Source organism: Nostoc sp. 106C, assembly GCF_002154725.1.
Lineage (GTDB): Bacteria > Cyanobacteriota > Cyanobacteriia > Cyanobacteriales > Nostocaceae > Aulosira.
This window is the reverse complement of the sequence record NZ_MTAW01000061.1, coordinates 1-19,353: the sequence shown is the minus strand read 5'-3', so window position 1 is coordinate 19,353 and position 19,353 is coordinate 1. Positions and strand designations below refer to the sequence as shown.

The window sequence follows — 19,353 nt, the reverse complement described above, 5'->3', positions numbered from 1 at the left end:
CAACGCCACGCAGCATCTACCGTAATTTCTTTGCCGTTGGTGAACTTGATAAATTCTGTACCATTGTCGTAAAACACATCAGCAACGTTTAATTATGTAAATTACCCGCCAAATTGAGGCTTATTGAACAATGTTGATGACAAAGAATTATCTTGTAATCTTGGCTTGAAATTTTTACTGATAAAATCTTTTCACTAGATTAACAACGTCCTGGACTGTAAATACTTCATTCCATTCTTTTGCTGGAATTTTGATTTGAAATTTTCTTTGAAGTTCTAGAACGAAATCCATTCCAAAGTCATCTCCATCAACCTTTAAGTCATCAATTAAAATATCTGTCAGCTGAGGTTTTTGTCCTGCCTCACAAACAAAATACTCTAAAAGCTCTAAAACAGTTCTCTCAATGTTTAGTTGTTCTGCGTTAGACATATATAAACCTGGCTTAATCATCATTTATTAAGTTTTTCGCAAATAATGCTGCATCATAAATTAATAAACCAGTAGCCAATATTACATTAGCACGGCCTAATGCTCTTACAGCATTTGTAGTGCCTAGAATTCTTCTAGGTAGCCTTAACCTTCTTCTAACGGCTGGATGTAACCCTATAATACTAATTGGATTTGTCAATTTACTACTACCTGGTAAAACAGGAACTCCTATAAGTCTTTTAGGAATTGGTAACGCGCCTCCATAAATTAAAAATCGAATTGCATAATCTCTAGTGGTATAGTTTTCAAGGTAGTTTACAACTCGTTCATTAAGGTCTAAACCTCCTGAATTAACTAATATATAATAATCATCAGAAATTGGCTCATTATTCCCTATAATGTTTCCTATAAGATTCGCTCCAAGATCAATCTGTATACTTGATAGTATATTGCGGATTGAATCTGCTGCGGATATTTCAGCTACAGTAAAAAGTCCAGTTGGGTCAATAAAATTACTAGGATTGTTATGAGTATAAAGGTACTTATGTAAAGTCAATGGCTCACTAATTTGTCCCTCATAATCATCCTTTTTGATAAATCTTCCTGTATCAGCATCATAATATCTTGCCCGATTATAATAATCTCCCAGTACTTCATCAAATTGTTCTCCAGCAAACAGGTACTTATTCTCTACCCCACCAGTAGAGCTAATTAATTCTCCGTAAGCTTCATAATCATAAGTGTGAACAACACTACCACTTAAATCAGTCAACACTCGTGTACTACCTAAACCATCAACATGGTAGTAAGTACGACTGTTATCCTGCCCCTGTGCAATCAAATCATTGCCATAAAAGTACTCAACCTGCACAGCACCATTTGGGGAATATTCCTCCAAGACCTGTGCATACGGCTGTACCTCATCAATTAAATACCGTGTTTCAACACCATTAACTGTTGATGAAACCCGAATGCCATTATCGTTATATTGATACTGCATTGATTGTTGTGTTATATCATCAGCATCCTTAAACCTTGCGGCAATCAATCGATTTTCATAATCCCAACTGTATTCGGTTGTAATACCGTTTTCAGTCTTAGTTAAAGTGTTCCCGTTATTATCGTAGGTATAATTAACAACTACCTGTTGATTAACTGTCTCATTTAATAGCCGATCGTTGGCATCGTAGCCGTAGTTAGTAACCTTTGTAGTACCGTTGACAGTTTCATTCTTAGCCGTGCGGTTGCCAACTTTATCGTAGTTGTACTCATAAATGCGATTACCATTAACACTATCAGTGATTTTCTCTTGAGTTAACCTATATAGGTCATCGTAAGTGTAATCAACAGTACGTCCATCATGTTCTACAACTTTGGTACGGTTGCCCACCTTGTCTAAGGTATAGGTATAGCTTGAGAGCACACTATCACCTTTACGATTTTCTAAATATTTCAAACGATTGAGGTCATCGTACTGACGAATTTCTTGCGTACCATTAACAAAAGTAGTACGCACCAGATTACTTACCACGTCGTAGTCATAATCTGTTGTAACAACCCCATCTTCAATTACTTGGTCAAGGCGGTTACGGACATCGAAAGTATAGTTAACAGTACCGGATGCGGTAGTAACTGAAGTGCGATTACTTGCTGCATCGTAGGTGTAGCTAATATTGCGACTTACCCCACCAATATTATCAGTACGCTTAACGAGGCGATCGCGCTCATCGTAATCATAATCGTAGATTGCAGTAGTTACACCATTAGCATCAACAAAAGTGATAACATCCTGTAACCCTACTGCTGTGTAAGCATACGTTACCTTAGATCCATCCTGGAACTGCTTAGAAGTTATCCAGTTCATGGGGTCGTACTGATAGGTCGTAGTATTGCGATTGAAGTCAGTATATGTTTTCAGATTGCCAACTGCATCATAAACACTATCGGAACGCTGATCCATTGGCAAGATGACTGCTGTGCGACGACCAACACTGTCATATTCATACTTAGTGCGATGATCGTTAGCATCTTCCATCCAAATTAAGTTGCCGACCTCGTTGTAGCCGTATTCTGTCCAGTCTTGGAGCGCATTTTTCACGCCTGTCAAGCGACCCAAAGCATCATAACGATATTCAGTCCGTTTGTCATTCTGCTCAGTCATCGCAATGCGCCGACCCAAGTTGTCGTATTCGCTAGTAGTATAAGTTTTATCGTTGAACTCAGTCTCGATCAATCTTCCTAAATCATCATATTTATAGGTAGTAGTATGGTTGAGCGCATCTGTTTCAGCAATTCGCTGCCCTGCTTTGTCATATTTATAAGTAGTGCGGGGATTGTCATCCAGTGTATTTGGCGTGTTATCGGCGTAAATTATTTCAAGAAGCCTTCCAACGGCATCGTAACGGAACTCAGTACGATTACTCCTTTCATCAATTTCTGCTTTAACTAAGCCGTCTGAATAATAATCAGTGCGAGTTTTAGGATTATCATCCCAATTATTTGGCGTGTTATCTGGCAGAATAGTTTTAATTAGCCTACCAACATCATCATAAACAAAACGTGTTTCGCGTCCAGCTTTATCAATGGTGGCGATTGTACGCCCAGCTGCATCGTAGCGACTAATATCTCGCAGGTTACCAAATGGATTATCGGGAGTCTCATCCGCATAGATTGTTTCTACCAGTTCGCCCCTCTCATTGTATTTATACTCAGTCCGGTGCTGAAGCGCATCAATTACAGCAATCTGCTTTCCGTTAGCATCATATTCGTAACTAGTTGTATGATTTTCAGCATCCGTCATCGTTTTCACGCGACCGTTATCATCATACGTCCACTTCGTTAATAGCTCCCGTACTTGACCGTTAGCCAGAGTCATGTATCTTGTTTCGGTTAGCTTGTCACCATTACGGTTGTAAGTGTATTTGGTGACATTGCCCAAAGCATCTGTTACTTGTGTGACATTTCCATTTGAGTCGTAGTCAAAACGGGTAGCCTGTTTATTAGCATCTACAAAAGAAGTTAGCTGACCGTTGCCGTCATAGCCGTAGCTTGTGACCTTACCCACCGCATCTTTGGTGGCTGAGAGATTACCGTAACTGTCATAAGCATTGGTAGTAGTACGCCCTAAAGCATCAGTTTCAGTTAGCAAGCGACTGTAAGCACCATAGGTGTAACGAGTAATGTTACCTAATGCGTCTTCTTGGGTTAATTTATTATTTTTGTTGTCGTAGGTATATTTAGTAGTAAAACCATCTGGGCCAGAGCGATCTGAGATAACGGTTTCTTCGAGAATATTGTTGTCATCATCATACTTGCGTTTGGTAATTTGACCCTCAGCGTCAATCTCTGTAAGAATATTGCCCCTGGCATCATACTCGTAGATAGTGGCATGACCAAGTTGGTCTAGTACAGTCTGTCTAGAATTATTCTGGTCATAAGACATTTCCACCTTCTGACCTTTAACATCCACAATCTCCTTCAACCGCCCATCATCGCCATATTCATTACGTATGCCAGTCCGGTTGAGTGGGTCAATTATTTTATCGAGGTAGTGTGATCGCTCAGTCTTATACTCCATCCGGGTAGTGTTATTTTCCCGGTCTGTCACCGACACCAAATCCCCATTCGCGTCATAGGTGTAGCGAATCAACTCACCCATCGGGTCTTTAACGCTGGCAATCCGCCCCTGTGCATCCCGTTCAAACGTAATCTGCTTACCAGTAGAACTGTAAATCCCTGCATCAGTGTACGTCAGCTTGTTACCGTTAGTATCCGTAACAGTGAGCAAATCACCCGTAACAGCGTCGATTTCGTAAACCACGCCTTCCTTCGTTGTCAACTTATACTTGCCACCGAAGTATGGGTCTTCTGGATTGTAAGCATTGCCTGCAAAACCGTAGAATTGGTCAGTGCCTTGACCTTTGGTGATAAAATTACTCTCAACTGTGAGTGTACTTGTTACGCCTTTATCTGCAACAAATTCAGGCTGGTAGAAGTACTTAGCAAATTGACCCAAATAAACACCATCATACTGTTCCACCATCTTGGGCTTGAAGGTGAAAGCCTCACGCTTGCCACCAGGGAGAGTAATATAAACTCTTGTACCTTCTTTAAACGCAGTGTAGTAACCCAACTCCTCCATTTCTGCGTCACGCTTGAGACTAGTCCGCAAATCAGTATCGCGGAACTCCATCCGCCAGCCATAACCAAAATCGTCAGTGCTTGCTGAAGTCAGCGTGTCGTAAGTCCGTGTCAGCGTAATTGGGATGCCCGTTACCGGAATGGAGAGGTCAGTAAACGACAGTCGGAAATTGCCCAGCTTCAACTCACCAGCAACATCTACCACTTCTTCTGCATAGCTGATATGACCGCCGTTATCAGCAACTTCTAACCGCAGAATATAAGAGTCATTTTGCAACAGCGATGGGTCAAATTTACCAAGAACACCATTGGCGATCACATTTGGATTATCAACAAACAATATCTGCTTAAACTCCCCACCCGCCACAGGTGCAACCAGCAGACGATAGTAATCTAAGCTGCCATCATCAGAAATACTACCTTTGATGTCAATGGGTGCAGTCACCAAATTACCAGCATAAGCTCCCAAATCAAGGCTCACTTCCGGTGCATTCACATCGCTGGTATCAATTACTGCCACATCAAAAGTTACTTGTCCAATATTACCAGCAGTATCAGTAGCGATCGCTTTTGCAATAATCGTCCCCGCCTGATTGGGAGTAAACCTTGCCATCCCGTTAGCATCCAGCACCACAGGCGTATTGTTAATCAACAGTTGCAGCCCAGCAACTTTGATATTGTCAGTAGCCCGTGCTTGGAAGATGACTGTTTCTCCAAGGTTGACTTGGTTATAATTAGCAATCAAGCTCACCTTCGGTGCAATAGTATCAGATGCCACCACTAGGTCAAACTCTTGCTGCTGTAACGCAACTCCATCGCTCACTGATAGCACGACATGGTGACTACCAACATTGCTAGTAGTCGGAGTCCATCGCAATCTGCCCAAAGTATCCAGAGTCATACCCAAATTACGGGATGCTTGGTCTAAGGTGTACGTTAGGCGATCGCCATCAACATCACTCGCAATGACATCGTAAGCGTAAACAGTATCTAGAGTTGCAATCAGGGATGGATGAGAATTAATAATCGGGCTAGCGTTAGCACGTAAAAGCAGAGTATAGTTCTGTACTGCCACCGCACCAGCAGCATCAGTAGCTAAAATCTTGATTGTATACGAACCAATCTGGCTAATAGTGGGATGCCACTGCAATAATCCAGTCGCATCAATCGTCATTCCAGATGGGGCATTTTCTAAAGCAAACTGCAAAGATTGTCCTTCAGGATCAAAAGCAACAACTTGATACTGATAAGGTCTATCTACGGCAGCAACAGTAATTGGAACAGAAGTAATAGCAGGCGCATTATTCACCGCCGTGTCACTTACCAGCAAGCTATAACTTTGATTGGCACTGCCACCTTGACCATCATTGACCGCAACTATAATATCTTGCCGCCCCAGTTGAGTATTAGTAGGAGTCCACTGAATCAGTCCAGTTTTAGCATCAATCGTCATTCCAGATGGGGCATTGACTAGACTATAAGCAAGAGAGTCACTATCAACATCAGTGGCTTGCACCTGATATTTGTAGAGTTTTCCGGCAGATGCAACTGTTGGAGGATTGGAATTAATTGCAGGTGGAGTATTTACAAGCCGGACATTAACTTTGAACTCTTGCAAGTCAAATGCACCGTGCGAATCTTGTACCTGCACTACTACAGTGTTTTCTCCCAATTGTGCCTCTGTTGGAATCCAACGTAAAATTCCAGTTGCTGGGTCAAGGAACATTCCTTGGGGTGCTTGTTTCAGGTTTAAGAGCAGAAAATCATTGTCGAGGTCGCTGAACTTCAACTCATATTGGTAGACCTTGTTAACCACAGCAGACTGGACAGGAGTGGAGGTAATGCTAGGTACATGGTTAGCAATAGTAGCGCTGCTGGCAACATTAACATTAAAGCTTTGAGTAGCTTCACCACCTCGACCGTCACTGACTTTAATAGCTATAGAATTGAGTCTTAATTGGTTAGCTTGAGGTTGCCAAAAGAGATTGCCTAACTTATCCAAGGTCATTCCTTGGGGTGCAGTCACTAGGGTATAAGTCAGGGGGTCGTTGTTTGGGTCGCTGGCTTGAACAGTATAAACGTAAGGAAGTCCCAGTGGTGTGATTTGGCTGGGAGGTTGAGAAGTAATGATCGGAGCATCATTAGGAACATTTTTTAGTGCCTGAAGTTGGAAAGACTTTGTTGTCTTGGCTCCCTTGCCATCATTTGCTGTGATTGTAAAGTTATAAGTTTTTTCTACAGTGGGTGTCCACTTAAACAACCCCGTAGATGAGTCTAAGACAACTCCGGGAGCATCTGTTGTTAGCTCAAAAGTTATCGGGTCTAGGGCTGGGTTGCGAGCTTGGATTTGGAACTGGAAGGGTACTCCCACTGCTGCAACCGAACCAGACTTGGGTAAAGCTGTAAATAAAGGTGGTGTCTGCGATGAACCTACCTGGACTTGGAATGATTGCAAGTCTAGTGCCCCTTGAGCATCTCGTACCCGCACAATCACATTCTGAGTTCCAACTTGTTCAGATGTTGGACGCCAAGCAACAATTCCTGTATTGGAGTCTATCACCATTCCATCTGGTTTAACTACCAGGTCGTAGCTCAAAACATCTCCATCTGGGTCAGAAGCAACTGCTTTATAAACTACCCTTTGATTGGCAATAGCTTGAGTCGGCGCAAAGCTGGTAAATAAAGGAGCTTGATTTTCTTGTGGTGCGGGGTCGCTCTTGATGTTGCCAAAGTCAACCCCGGTAATTGTCTGACCGCTACTGAGGGTAACTTGAATTGGTTGATTAGAGGCTGGCTTGATTTGGCTCCATCCTCCTGGTAATTCTTGCGCTATGGTGTAATTGCCTACTGGTAGAGTAAATGAGTAAATACCGTTAGTATCTGTTGTGGTAGATAACTCATCCGAGTCACGCCGTCCATTATTGTTTTTATCGACATATACGGTCCAGTCAGCTAAACTCACAGGACTGACAGATGCAATGTTATTAATACCTACAGGTGCAAAGGTCATTCCTGCTAGCTGTCGTCCATTCAAAATTTCTATTTTTATTGCCTGACCATCCCAATACATACGTCTAAGAAGGCCACCATCTCCACCAATTAAAAAGTCACCCACCATCGGTTGAAAATTAGATGCAGGAATACTTAACAGAGTTTGAGGATTATAACTGTAGCTTCCAGCAAACAAATTTTCATTAGGACGGATTAACCGAATACTTCCAGATCCCTGTAAGGGAATATATTGAACATTACCTGCAACATCAACGGTAGAAAATGCTCCGTTATGCGCCACAATAATCTTGCCAGCTAAAGGACCGTATCTTGCAGAGTCGTTAGGAACAATTTCAAAAGAGGTATTGCCACCATAGTCATTATCCAAGGTAGCAAGACGACTAACCGTACCATCAGCTTTGACTCGGAAAAGTGTGGATTTAGACAGATCGTAACCTCTGGAATCTACACTAGTAGACCCTTGCACAATCAGGTCTCCTCCAAATATGCCTGTTGTATCAATTTGGAAGGAGATTTCCCTATAGGTCAAATTTGCTGGCAAGGCTGCCCATTGAGGAATAATTGTTGCTCCCCCGTCTGTAATTTTTGTAATATAAGGGTCATAGCCAAAACTTGAATACCTAAATCCAGCGTTACCAAAAATGTCTCCTGGTGTGAACCCACCAAGATTATCCTGAGGAACTGTAGTGAAATAGCGTAGTGCTGTGATGGCAATTCCAGAGGAGCTGGGTCCAACATCTTGCGTGACATTAGAAAATGGCACTAAGGTTCCGTCTGGTTGAATCAGATTAAGTCTAGAGGTAGTGCGGGTAGAACCTGTATCTGAAATCAAAATTTGCTCTGCGGGTTCGTAGTACTCCATACCACTGGCAGAGTAAAAACCGTTGGGAAGGTTAAGGACTGAGGTCAGAGGAATTGGTTGTGCTGCTAGTCGATTGCCAGTTCTCGGTCGTGGCTGTGACTGCGAACTGTATGAACCTAGTTGTAGATTGCTGCCATCTGCAAATACTCGTCCCCAAATTTGTCCTGGCAGGTTGCTTGACAGATTTAAAGTAAAGTTCTGAGTATCTACACCACCTCGCTTATCTAACACTTTCACGGCAATATTGTAAGTACCTGCATTGTTGGACTTTGTTGTCCACAATATTTGTCCTGTTGTGGCATCAATAGTCATACCAGCAGGTGCTGTATCTAAGGCATAGGTCAAGGTGTCTTGGTCTGCGTCTAAAGCCTGTATTTGATAGGTATAACCTGTAGCTGTATAAGCAGTTGTAGGCGCTGTGCTAGTGATGATAGGTGCGTGGTTTCCTGGCTCAATTTGCGTTTGAATCTGAAAACGCTGTTGGGTAGTGCCACCAAAGCCATCGGTCACGTTCAAGATTACCTGTAGCAAGCCGAGCTGATTGCCATTAGGCTTCCAAGTTATCACTCCTGTATTGGGGTTAACGCTCATGCCTTCAGGAGCACTAGCAAGGGAGAAAGTTAAGGGGTTGTCATCTGGATCGATGGCTTTTGCTTGATAAGTATAATTAGTATTAATTGCTGCGTTAACTACTGGGATAGAGGTAAAGAGGGGCGGTCGATTTGGCGGTGGTGAAATTACTGCTAAGGTATACTGTTGCTTTGTAATACCACCGTGACTGTCGCTGACTTCGACTTCAACTGCATAGTTACCAATGTTATTGCTCGTTGTATTCCAGCTAATCAAACCACTAGTTGAGTCAATGGTCATACCCTGAGGAGAAACCAGCAGTTTATACGTAAGAGAATCACCGTTAGGGTCTGTAGCATCAACATCATAGCTGTAGGAATGTCCAGTAATGATTTCCTTGTTGGCTTGAGTTTGAATAACAGGAGCAGCATTTAATTGGGCCAGCACTGATAAATCATAGGTGAACTGCACAGAGTTAGGATTGTAAAAGATGAGACTGCGCTGTTGTGTCAGTTCCTGAGGATCGAGTTTGCTATCGCCTACCAACTTGCTGAAATCGTAGTAAGGAACTCCCTCTGGTGTAAAGCCATCAGAGTTGCGTACCAAAACGCTGGGGTTGCTAATGTGGTTAACAGCCACAATCAACGGAGCATCAATACTATAGGAGCCAATATTGCGGATTGCGATATCTGCATACAGCAGGCGGCTATCTGCATTCAAGCTGGTACGATGGTACTCAGCAACAAAGCTTTGTGAGATATCTGCAAGCAAATTAAAGAGGAGTACATTCCCAGTGTTGAGGGATGTTTGTGTACCAAAATCAGACTGCACTGGAGGTTGGGTGCCAGTAGGTGCTGCTGTGATGGCAAAATCTGTAATCCGCACGCTGCTAGTGGTGTCGCTATCGTTATTTACCAGACGGAACACTAATTGTGCATTAGTAGGGGTAATACCAGTGAGATTCAAGCTAACAGTGCGACTTGCAGCATCATAACTCGCACCTGCACCCAATAGCGCAGATTCACCTTCCGTCCAGTTAAAAAAGGCATCTCGACCGCTGGCAATAGTATGAACTAAGGATTTACCATTGGCATCAATTAATGCTACTTCCAAGGCATCATTAATTGCATCTATATCAGTTGTATCGAAGCTCTTGTCAATCTTAAAGCTGAGGATAGAAGGAGTTGCGCCAATTGTCACAGGGAAGCTACGAGAAGCTGTAAAGTTAGTTCCTTCTACCAAAGCGTTACTAGAAGTAATAGTAAACTCTTGAATTGCTGTCAGCCCACCCGCATCAGTAACTTTCAAGTTGATGTTGGTGTTATCCAAGAAGTTGGTAGATGTACCACTCAAGGTTGCAGTTCCATCCAGGTTATCCACCAAAGTTAACCAACTGGGGAGGTTATCTGCAATGATTCTTCTGGTATCTGCCGCATCGGGGTCGCTGGTGACGATGTTATATCTGTATAAACTACCCAAGTCAACTGTCGATATGGGCGTGCTGGTAAAGCTGGGTGCTTCATTAACGTTGGTCACGCCAATAGTCAACTTAAAGCTGTTACTTAAGCCGTTAGTATCAGTACTCTTGACTGTGATGGAATGCTGGGTGCTACTTTCAAAGTTAAGCAGTGTACCATCAGCTACTTGTAACTGGTTGCCAACAATGCGGAAACGCCCACCAGCATCATCCTCTAAAGTATAGGTATGGCTATCTCCCGCATCAGGGTCAGTGCTGCTAAGTTGACCGATGACCGTACCGCTAATACTATTTTCAGCAACTATGTTGCCTGTTAAGTTAATCGCAGTCGGTGGACTAAATCGATAGATGTTTGTAGAGAAAGTATTTTCGTTACCAGCAATATCAGTTGCGCGTGCGGTTAGGGAATTGTTGCCAATGGCTAACTGGACATTGGTGAAACTAAATTGTCCGTTGTGGTCTGAGGTTGTGACCGCACCAATTTGTTCTAGAACAACAGTAGCATATGCCTCACTTTGACCCACCAAAGTTACAGTATCAAATTTAGTTTGGCGATCGCCCGCTACACCAGAATCAGATACCGCATCTAGGTTAAAGACAGGTTCTGGCGTAATAGTATCAAGAATGAAGCTGATGTCAAAAACATTAGATGTGTTGCCAAATTCATCGACTGCTTGCAAGTGCAAGGTATGGATGCCATCTGGTAATGTGTTACCGTAAATCGTTGCTAATTGAGTGCGGTCAAAGCTAAAGCTACCGTCGGCATTGCGCAGTGCCGTAACATTGGTAAAGTCAGCCATAAGTGTGCTGTCAAAGCCCGCTCGAAAATCAACTACGCGACTGGCATCAATTACAGTTCCCGCAAACGTAGGGTCAAAGGTAATCGTATCGCTATTGGTAATCCCACCAGGGGCTGTATCTCGTGTCAGTCTAGCGCTAATTACAGGTGCTTCTCGATCCAGAATAACTGTGACATTATATTGATTTGTCTTGACATTACCTGCCTTATCGGTTGTAGTAATCGTGAGGATGTGCGAACCGTTGTTGAGTCCAGTCAAATCGAAAGCTTGATCAAAGCCGCCTGTGGCGTTGAATGCTACTGCAACTGCTGCTAGGTTGTTGAAGCGGTAGCTAAGTGCTGTGACAGCCGAACCAGTACCGTCTATACTGCCGATGAATCTGGCATTTGGTATTAGCGGTGTCGTCTCCAGCGGAGTATTTAGTGTTAACAGTGGTAACGCAGAATCGAGCGTAACAGCTAATGGTGCTGAAGGACTGCTGAAATTGCCAGCGCTATCAGTGGCGATCGCTGTGAAGTTATGTACGCCATCTGTCAAGCTGTTAGTAGTAAGCTGCCACTCCCCATTAGCAGCGGTGGTAGTTTGTCCTACCAGTTGTCCATCGTTGAACAATTGAACTAGGGAGTTGGCATCTGCATGACCTGCAATAGTTGGGGTAGTGTCATTAGTGATATTATCGTTGTCGCTAGAACCGCGATCGCTTGCTGCTAGCAAATCTAAGTTGCTGGGTGGTGCAATTTGCGTATCAACTGTAACCGTTAGTTGATTAGATGAAACGCTGACATTACCTGCTTTATCTTCTGAAGAGGCAGTAAAAATATGTTGTCCATCAGTCAACGGCCCAACTTGCAATTGCCATGCACCATTTACACTAGCAGTTGTCTGTCCTACTAGTTGTCCATCCTTGAATAGGCGCACTATCGTTCCAGCTTCAGCGCTGCCTTGGATGGTTGGGGTAGCGTTTTTAGTAATATTGTCGCTGTTGCTAACTCCAGTATCGCTGGCTGTTGTAAGTTTTAAATTAGTAGGAGCATTAGGAGCAACTGTGTCAATGACTACTTGTAGTGGATTAGATGCAGTGCTGACATTCCCGGCAATATCAGTTGAGCTTGCAGTGAGATTATAAGTACCATCTGTGAGGTCGCTAGTAACTATCTGCCATGTACCAGCATTATTGGCTGTTGATTGACCGAGGATTTGTCCTTGATTGAAGAGTTGAACTACTGCACCAGCTTCAGCATTACCTGTAATAGCAGGTAATTTTTTATTTGTAATATTGTCAGTATTATTAGCACCGCTGTCGTCAATGGCAGACAGGTCTAAGTTACTAGGGTCAGGTGTAGTTGTGTCGAGAGTGAAGGTAACATCAAAGCTGTTTGAGAGGTTGCCGTATAAATCCTTTGCTTGCAGGTGCAGAGTGTAAATGCCATCTAAGAGCGTACTGCCGTAAATAGTTTCTAGTTGAGCGCGAGTAAAACTAAAGCTGCCATCACTATTGCGCTGGGCAATAACATTGGTATAGTTGGTGGGTGGGGTATTATTAAAGCCAGCACGAAACTCCAGTATTGGACTAGCATCAATCACAGTTCCGGCGATCGTCGGGTCGAAGGTAATTTTATCTGTATTAGTTTGTCCAAGAGGTGCAGTATCGCGAGCTAATGTAGCGGTAATTATAGGTGCAGTGATGTCTGGCATTAACTCAGCTACAGCAATCACTGTGGCTTTACCGTTGAAGATGATATTACCTTTGGCACTAATTGAACCATATAAGGTGGAACTGCCATTAAAGGTAAAGTTCTTGACGCTCAAAAATAAGCCACGGGTGTTCGATGCACCGTTATAGGTGATATCTCCTTGGGAAATAACCTTCAGGTTATCATTTGTATTTGTGCTGCTAGTAGCACCGTTAAAGGTGATGTTGCCATTATTGCTGCCATTCGCCAGCAATGAAGAACCAGCAAATCTTGCGCCACCGTTCATGTTGATAGAACCGGAAGCGAAAACAGACAAATCCCTAGCTTGCACGTTAGACAGGTTGATGTTGCCGTTATTAGCAACGAGGACAACATTATTAAAATTGTGACCGTTACCGTTGAAATTTATATCTCCTTGCTCGACGGTGATGACGTAGTTGTTTAAGGTAACGTTGGCGGGAATATTCAGTCCGCCACCTGTTACCCTCACAACAGTAGGATTACTCGCTGTCCCTGGAGGTGGAAATTTCTTCGACCAATCGTTAGCATTATTGATGGGGTTTTGGGAAATGTTGAAGGTAACAGTCGGCGTTCCGTTGGGAATTCTTTTTGCCAACTCCAGCTGTTTGATATCTGCATAGGCTGGAACGGTGACTGTCTGTTGTGGTACTACTGTCGGGGGATTTAAGCCTGCATACTGATTACTCGGTCCGTTGGTGACGGTGTAGCCTGCGGCGACAGCGACGGCTTTATCTACGAGAATTAGTTTACCTGATGCATCTCGAATCGGATTACCCTGAGCATCTCTTTGAACAGGTAATGTGGGGTTGCCGTTAATTGTAAATCCCTTGGCTGCATAAATCAGCGCATCATCACTCAAGTCAGTTGGTACGCCATCGAAATCGGAACTACCATTAATGCTGATAGTGCCTTCTGTACGAATGGCAAAGTTGGGGATGGTAGTTTGATTGGTTGTAGATGCGCTAGAGTTGGTTTTGGCTGTGGAGGGTGAAGAATTTTGTTGGGATTGTTCTATCCCCAATGCTCCAGTAGTGAGAGAGTTTTGTTCGGTAATGCCGATTAATGAAGTGTCTTTAGCGTTACCTGTGAGCGAATCTTTATCCTTTGCCTTGTTAGAGTTTTTATTGTTACTACTAGGGAATAAGGAAGTGTTTATAAAACTCTGCGGTTGGTTAGATAACTGCTCTTGACCAAAGATGTTGCTACCAGGTGAAGTGTAGTTAGTACTATCCTGAGAGGATTGATTATCTTCTGTGGCATTTGGCGATTTTTTTAGACTTGCTAATTCTGAGTTTATGGGGTCAGAGCCACTGGGCGTCCTGAGAGTTTTTTGCAATGATATTAAGGCAGAATTATCATCCAACGCTGCGCCCAAGGATGCACTTTCTAGTAGAGATAAGGGCATTATCCCACCATTGCTAGAAGATGCATTGTTGGTCCCAAAGTTTTCAGGACTACCCATGACTAACCCCTTGTTAGTAGTAAATTGTTAATTGTTTTAGTGGAATCAAATATGAAAGTTCAGCCTAGTTTTGGGCTTGAGTTTCAAGTACATTTGACTTGAAACTCAAGCCCAATATTAATAGCAATTACTTTGCTGTTATTAGTATTTTTTGAGTTGGCATTGGGAGTGTTGCTAATACATTTGGAATAAACTCTTGAGACCCTTGAGCAATGACCTTGTAATACCAATTCACGAAAATTCTGATACGGATAGATTTTTCGTAAGGGTCTAGCAATGCTAAACCCTTACCTACGTATTTGTATCATTATTAAAGTTAAATGATATAAGAGCTAGAAGAATAGATGGTGACTGTTCAATAACTATTCAACAGCTACAAGAGCTTGTCTTAACGAATAACTTTCTCTATCCCAACTATATTGAGAGTGTAAGAAATATCAGGCTACTGCACTAGCACTCATCGTGAGTATATTTGGGACTACAGTTGTGTCAACAGGTGCTTTGACGAGAAATTTGGCGCTGATAATTTCTTGGTAGATAGTCAAATCTGCTTGCCAGTTATTAATAATTTGATGCAAATTTATTAGGCGTTCTGTGGGATTTTCCTGAGTTACTTCATAGCTAAAACTGCCATTAAATAACACAATCGGGGTAGTTGTTTCATCTGGATTTCGCAATGCTGCTTCATTTACAGTCAGATAAAATGGGCAACGCTCCAAGGTGTAAGCTAAGTTTAGTGTTGCTCGCATCGGCTTTGTACCAACTTCTTGCCAAGCACCTCCATTCAGCAATGTTGAGGCTAAATATAGGCGTGCTGCATCTTGCTGTTGGTCGAAAGTAATGTAGCTTCTGGGATTGATACCTACAGCTTCATACTCTACATTAGGTAGGGTTTGAACGTATTTTTTAGCAATATCTGCAACTGCAATTTCTGCGATCGCTTTTTCTTCAATAGCTTCTATAAATATGACTCTTGTTGGTTCAGCGATAATAGTAACGCCGTTGGTGAAGGTAACTTGGGCTACGTTTTGGGTAGATATAGGTTGACGAGCCAATTCCCACTCAGTCGGGACAATGCCACTATATTTGAGAAACTCTGGATTTAGAATAGTAGGTTTATGATTTTTAGCAGCAATAATAATCCCGAACTCTTGCGTAATTAAGTTTTGGCTCATGAGATTTTCCTGATAACTCAAAATTAACTTTTAATTGTGTTGGTTGTAATGTAGTCACTTAGTGAAACACGCCCTGCAAAATTTGCTGTACAAACAGCGAGCTTTATAAGCTACGCTGTCTGCTATCAAAATCAGAGCGTCATCAAGCTGTTTTTGTTGTGGATAATGAACAAGAAAATGCCAGTAGCTCTAACTCTTGATATGCAACTTACTACTGAACTCGTTTGAGCAGCACTACTTGTAACTTTATACACTTTTTCTTGAGATTTGTATCTGCGAATTTCTGCGTAAAGTCAGTTAGATATCTATTTAAGTGATCGCCACATATCAACGTATTGCTTTTATAAAGTCAGCCGAACGAAAAGTTCGGCGAGCGCTCTAGGATAGCATCCGTTAGAGGTTGAGGTAATTGCACTTTTGTCAAAAGAGTGCATTTTTATACTATATAAACATCGTCTTTGAGTTTCTAATTACCCAAACATTCTGGCTATGATAAAAATCTCCACGCTGCTCCAATGTAAAACCACCCAACAACAATCCCAGCCACACCTCAACAATCGGCATTTTCAAAGCACGTTGCAGTTGAGGGAGCGAAATTTCATCTTGAATATCTGCAAGATAGCGAGCGATCGCATTTTGCCACTTCTGCACATCTTCATCCCCCGCAAGCTTGTGAACATCTTCTATACTCCTCACTTCCTCTAACATTTCTAAGACTTTCTCTTTCTCCACAGGTGCTACCACCGAATAACCCTTTTCACTAGTATTTGAAAACTGATGCGGGCCATGTGGTTTGAAAGTCTGCGGTATGGGAGGTTCAATCAAATCGTCTAAATCAAGGTGCATTGTAGTTCGCACTAACCCAGCAAAGATATCAATGCTGACAATTGGTCCGTCAGGATGATTACGATCACGCACATCCTGCAACAGCATTACCGCACGAGATTTAAGAATATCTGCAATTTGATTAAACGCAACAGCAGCAGTCTCTAACTGTGCTTCCACAGATAAATCTGGGAGTTCTGTATCCAAACAATCCCACACCGCAGCAAGTGAAGAGTTTGGAGGCGCTTCTGAAATCTCATCAAGTACGTCCCAAATCGTTAATTGTCGATATGCAGTCATCTTTACGACTCCGGATGTAGCGGACAAGGACGCACTGGACAGTTATCTGGACTAATCTCAAACATATCCTTATATTGATACAGCGAAACACCATATTCTTTGGCGAATGCTTGTAATACCCGATCTGTATAAGTGCGTATCTTACCAGCAGTTAACCCAAAGCAATGAATTGGTTCTAGACGACAAATCGGTTGTTGCCCCAACCACAGTTCAGCACCCAATGCATGTAATGGTTTATCTCCCGGTTCTTTATATAGATATAGCACTGCAAAATATGTTGCAGGTGGTTCGACTGTTATCGAATCAATGCTTCTATTGTCTTCAGTTCGGCTACGGTAAAATGAGCGCCGATTATGGCAGACACGAGGATTCCAGCATCCATCCCCTTCAGTTCCATGCAACACCTTTGCTTTAGCAGTCGGTAACTTAGCGCATAACTGACACTTAGGATTTAACGGTTTTGGCATTTCCTACTCTACTTCCTCTTCGCCAATAGCTTTGTAGTAGGCAGAGATCGCTGCTTCTTGCTCACTGCGAAGTGTATACCGTCGAAACGCCTTCTCGCTAGTATGTCCAGTTAGTTTCCGGGCATGAGTTGGATCTACACCTAATAGCAATAAATCAGTAGCATAAGTATGACGGAATTGATGAGGATGCAAGTCTTCAATGCTTGCTAATTCCCCAATTTTCTCCACAGCAAAGTAAATACCGTGATAACTCAGGCGTTCTCCAAGATATGATGGATGATGCGAAATCATCAGTGGACTGAGGCTAGTTAAAACCTCCCCCTGCTGTTCTCGCCATTGTAAATACTCTACCAGTACCTCTCTGCTTTCTTTTCTTAAAGGTACTAAGCGAGGTTGGGCGGTCTTTGTGTCAGGTAAGAACAGCAGCTTACCATCAAATGACCCGACATTTAAATTCACCACTTCCCCAGCGCGGAGTCCATGACTGAGGATATGAACCAGTGCGGTATCTCGTTCCTTAGTTTCGCCTAAATATTCCAAAGCTGACCACACTGATTCCATCTGTTCTGCTGTTAAACTTTGAGCAGGTGGCAGAGGTACTTTTTCCAGCTTGACCCCCTGTGTGGGATTTGTAGTCATCATCTCCGGGTAGGTGAGAGTCAACCATTTGAAGAAACTCTTGATAGCAGCCAATCCAGCATTGATGCTGCTTTTGGAAAGTGGTTTACCCGCGTCTGTGCAGATTTCCTCCATCAAGTATTGTTTGTACAGACCAATGTGACGCGATCGCAGTTCATGATAGTGCAATTGCGTCCATCCTAAAAACCGCTTGAGTTCGCGTTCATATAGCTTGCGGCTATTGGGTGCGAGATTGTTGCTACGTAAAAATTCCTGCACTTTCACAAGGCGAATATCAATCGGTGCTGTTATCTTTTTGACTCTGCTACTCAGTTTTGTAGCAGTATTAACAGATGCCGCATTACTATTTTCCAGTGGGATAAGTTTAATCGGTGGTAAGGAATCTTGTTTGAAATTATCAGGCGATCGCATTTTCTTACTTCCAAATTCAAAATTACACCCCAGCTTCAGTAAATGCCAGACTTAAAGCATCAACCAAATCCAAACTTTCTGCCCATTGTGTTAGGTATATATAATCCAAACTTTCTGCTTGCAACTTTAATATCCCCAATACATCGCGCCACTGTTTTTCAGATTGGCTCCCTTTGCCCCACTGTAATTTCTGTAAAATTGTATCTTCTGCCGAGGCTACCCAAAACTTAGGTATTCCTTCTAAGTCAATTAGTTGGCGACGTTCCATCTGAGACACTGCAAACAATGAAACATCACTGATATATAAATCTGCATTAGCAATAGTTTCGGTATGCGTGATATTCAGCATTCGCTCGCGTCCTTGCTTTAAACCCTCAACCGCACCTGCTGGACAATAGTATCCGGCACCTTCAAGTGTTGCCACCAACAAATCGATTTGCTCTGGTTGGACTTCAATCACCAAATCTAAATCACGAGTCGAACGCGGTTCTCCGTGTAGCGAAGCTGCAACACCACCGCTGACGTAGTAAAGAATATTTGTTGACTCAAAAATTTGGTGTAGCTCTGCTGCTAATGAGATCGAATCCTGAATCCACATATTTTCATCGTTACCTTTGGGGTGAAAATCTACCCTATATTTTTCTGCTAGTACAGCACGGGTAAATACACGCCGTATTTCCTCTAAAGGCGCTCCACGATGCCGAAATTTAATTCCTGCAAGGCAAAGTTTTTTGACTCCTCGCTCATGAGCCACGAACATTTCTAAACGTTGAGGAAGCGAAAGTTGCCGTAGGCGAGTGAATAGGTATATGTCTGCCTCAATGTTTGTATTAGCTGCTTGCGGCTGGTAATTCGATTTTGAACTTATTGCTGTAGAAACTAAATCACTGTTTGCGACATTAAAAGTTGTCTGTGCCCTACCATCAGCAATCTCAATATTTTTATCCACAACTGCACCTATTCCACTTCCATATTCTTACTTTCGACCTCCGACCTCCGACTTCAACCATCATATGTCACTGAAATCATAAGATGAGCAACTGTGAAAGCATAAGTTGAGCAACAGATT

Annotated in this window: 7 protein-coding genes; all 7 read right to left on the bottom strand. The window is 42.7% G+C overall.

All coding sequences use genetic code 11. From position 1 onward, the window contains the following. Positions 1-174: 174 nt before the first annotated feature. Entirely contained in the window at positions 175-429 is a 255-nt protein-coding gene (locus BV375_RS05485) for a hypothetical protein (RefSeq protein ID WP_143842006.1), read from the bottom strand. 13 nt (positions 430-442) lie between these two features. Next, positions 443-14,467 carry a putative Ig domain-containing protein gene (locus BV375_RS05480; RefSeq protein ID WP_086758114.1) on the bottom strand — a complete coding sequence of 4,675 codons (14,025 nt, stop codon included), beginning with the start codon at positions 14,465-14,467 and terminating at the stop codon, positions 443-445. 437 nt (positions 14,468-14,904) lie between these two features. After that, positions 14,905-15,642, bottom strand: coding sequence for a hypothetical protein (locus tag BV375_RS05475; protein ID WP_086758112.1), 738 nt, complete (start codon positions 15,640-15,642; stop codon positions 14,905-14,907). A 441-nt stretch (positions 15,643-16,083) separates the two neighbouring features. Beyond that, positions 16,084-16,767, bottom strand: coding sequence for a hypothetical protein (locus BV375_RS05470; RefSeq protein ID WP_086758110.1), 684 nt, complete (start codon positions 16,765-16,767; stop codon positions 16,084-16,086). 2 nt (positions 16,768-16,769) lie between these two features. Beyond that, a complete protein-coding gene (locus BV375_RS05465) occupies positions 16,770-17,234 on the bottom strand; it encodes a hypothetical protein (RefSeq protein ID WP_086758108.1) in 465 nt (154 codons plus the stop codon). Positions 17,235-17,237: 3 nt separating this feature from the next. Further along, the gene (locus BV375_RS05460; protein ID WP_086758105.1) at positions 17,238-18,284 is read right to left on the bottom strand and encodes a site-specific integrase; all 1,047 of its coding nucleotides are present in this window, start codon (positions 18,282-18,284) and stop codon (positions 17,238-17,240) included. Positions 18,285-18,306: 22 nt separating this feature from the next. Further along, positions 18,307-19,152: a hypothetical protein gene (locus tag BV375_RS05455; RefSeq protein ID WP_086758135.1), complete on the bottom strand. Its 846-nt coding sequence runs from the start codon at positions 19,150-19,152 to the stop codon at positions 18,307-18,309. Between the last annotated feature and the right edge of the window lie 201 nt (positions 19,153-19,353).

Bases quoted from the DNA above. Each gene is read 5' to 3' on its own strand.
- BV375_RS05460 (WP_086758105.1), bottom strand. From the start codon at position 18,284: ATGCGATCGCCTGATAATTTCAAACAAGATTCCTTACCACCGATTAAA.
- BV375_RS05485 (WP_143842006.1), bottom strand. From the start codon at position 429: ATGTCTAACGCAGAACAACTAAACATTGAGAGAACTGTTTTAGAGCTT.
- BV375_RS05470 (WP_086758110.1), bottom strand. From the start codon at position 16,767: ATGACTGCATATCGACAATTAACGATTTGGGACGTACTTGATGAGATT.
- BV375_RS05475 (WP_086758112.1), bottom strand. From the start codon at position 15,642: ATGAGCCAAAACTTAATTACGCAAGAGTTCGGGATTATTATTGCTGCT.
- BV375_RS05480 (WP_086758114.1), bottom strand. From the start codon at position 14,467: ATGGGTAGTCCTGAAAACTTTGGGACCAACAATGCATCTTCTAGCAAT.
- BV375_RS05465 (WP_086758108.1), bottom strand. From the start codon at position 17,234: ATGCCAAAACCGTTAAATCCTAAGTGTCAGTTATGCGCTAAGTTACCG.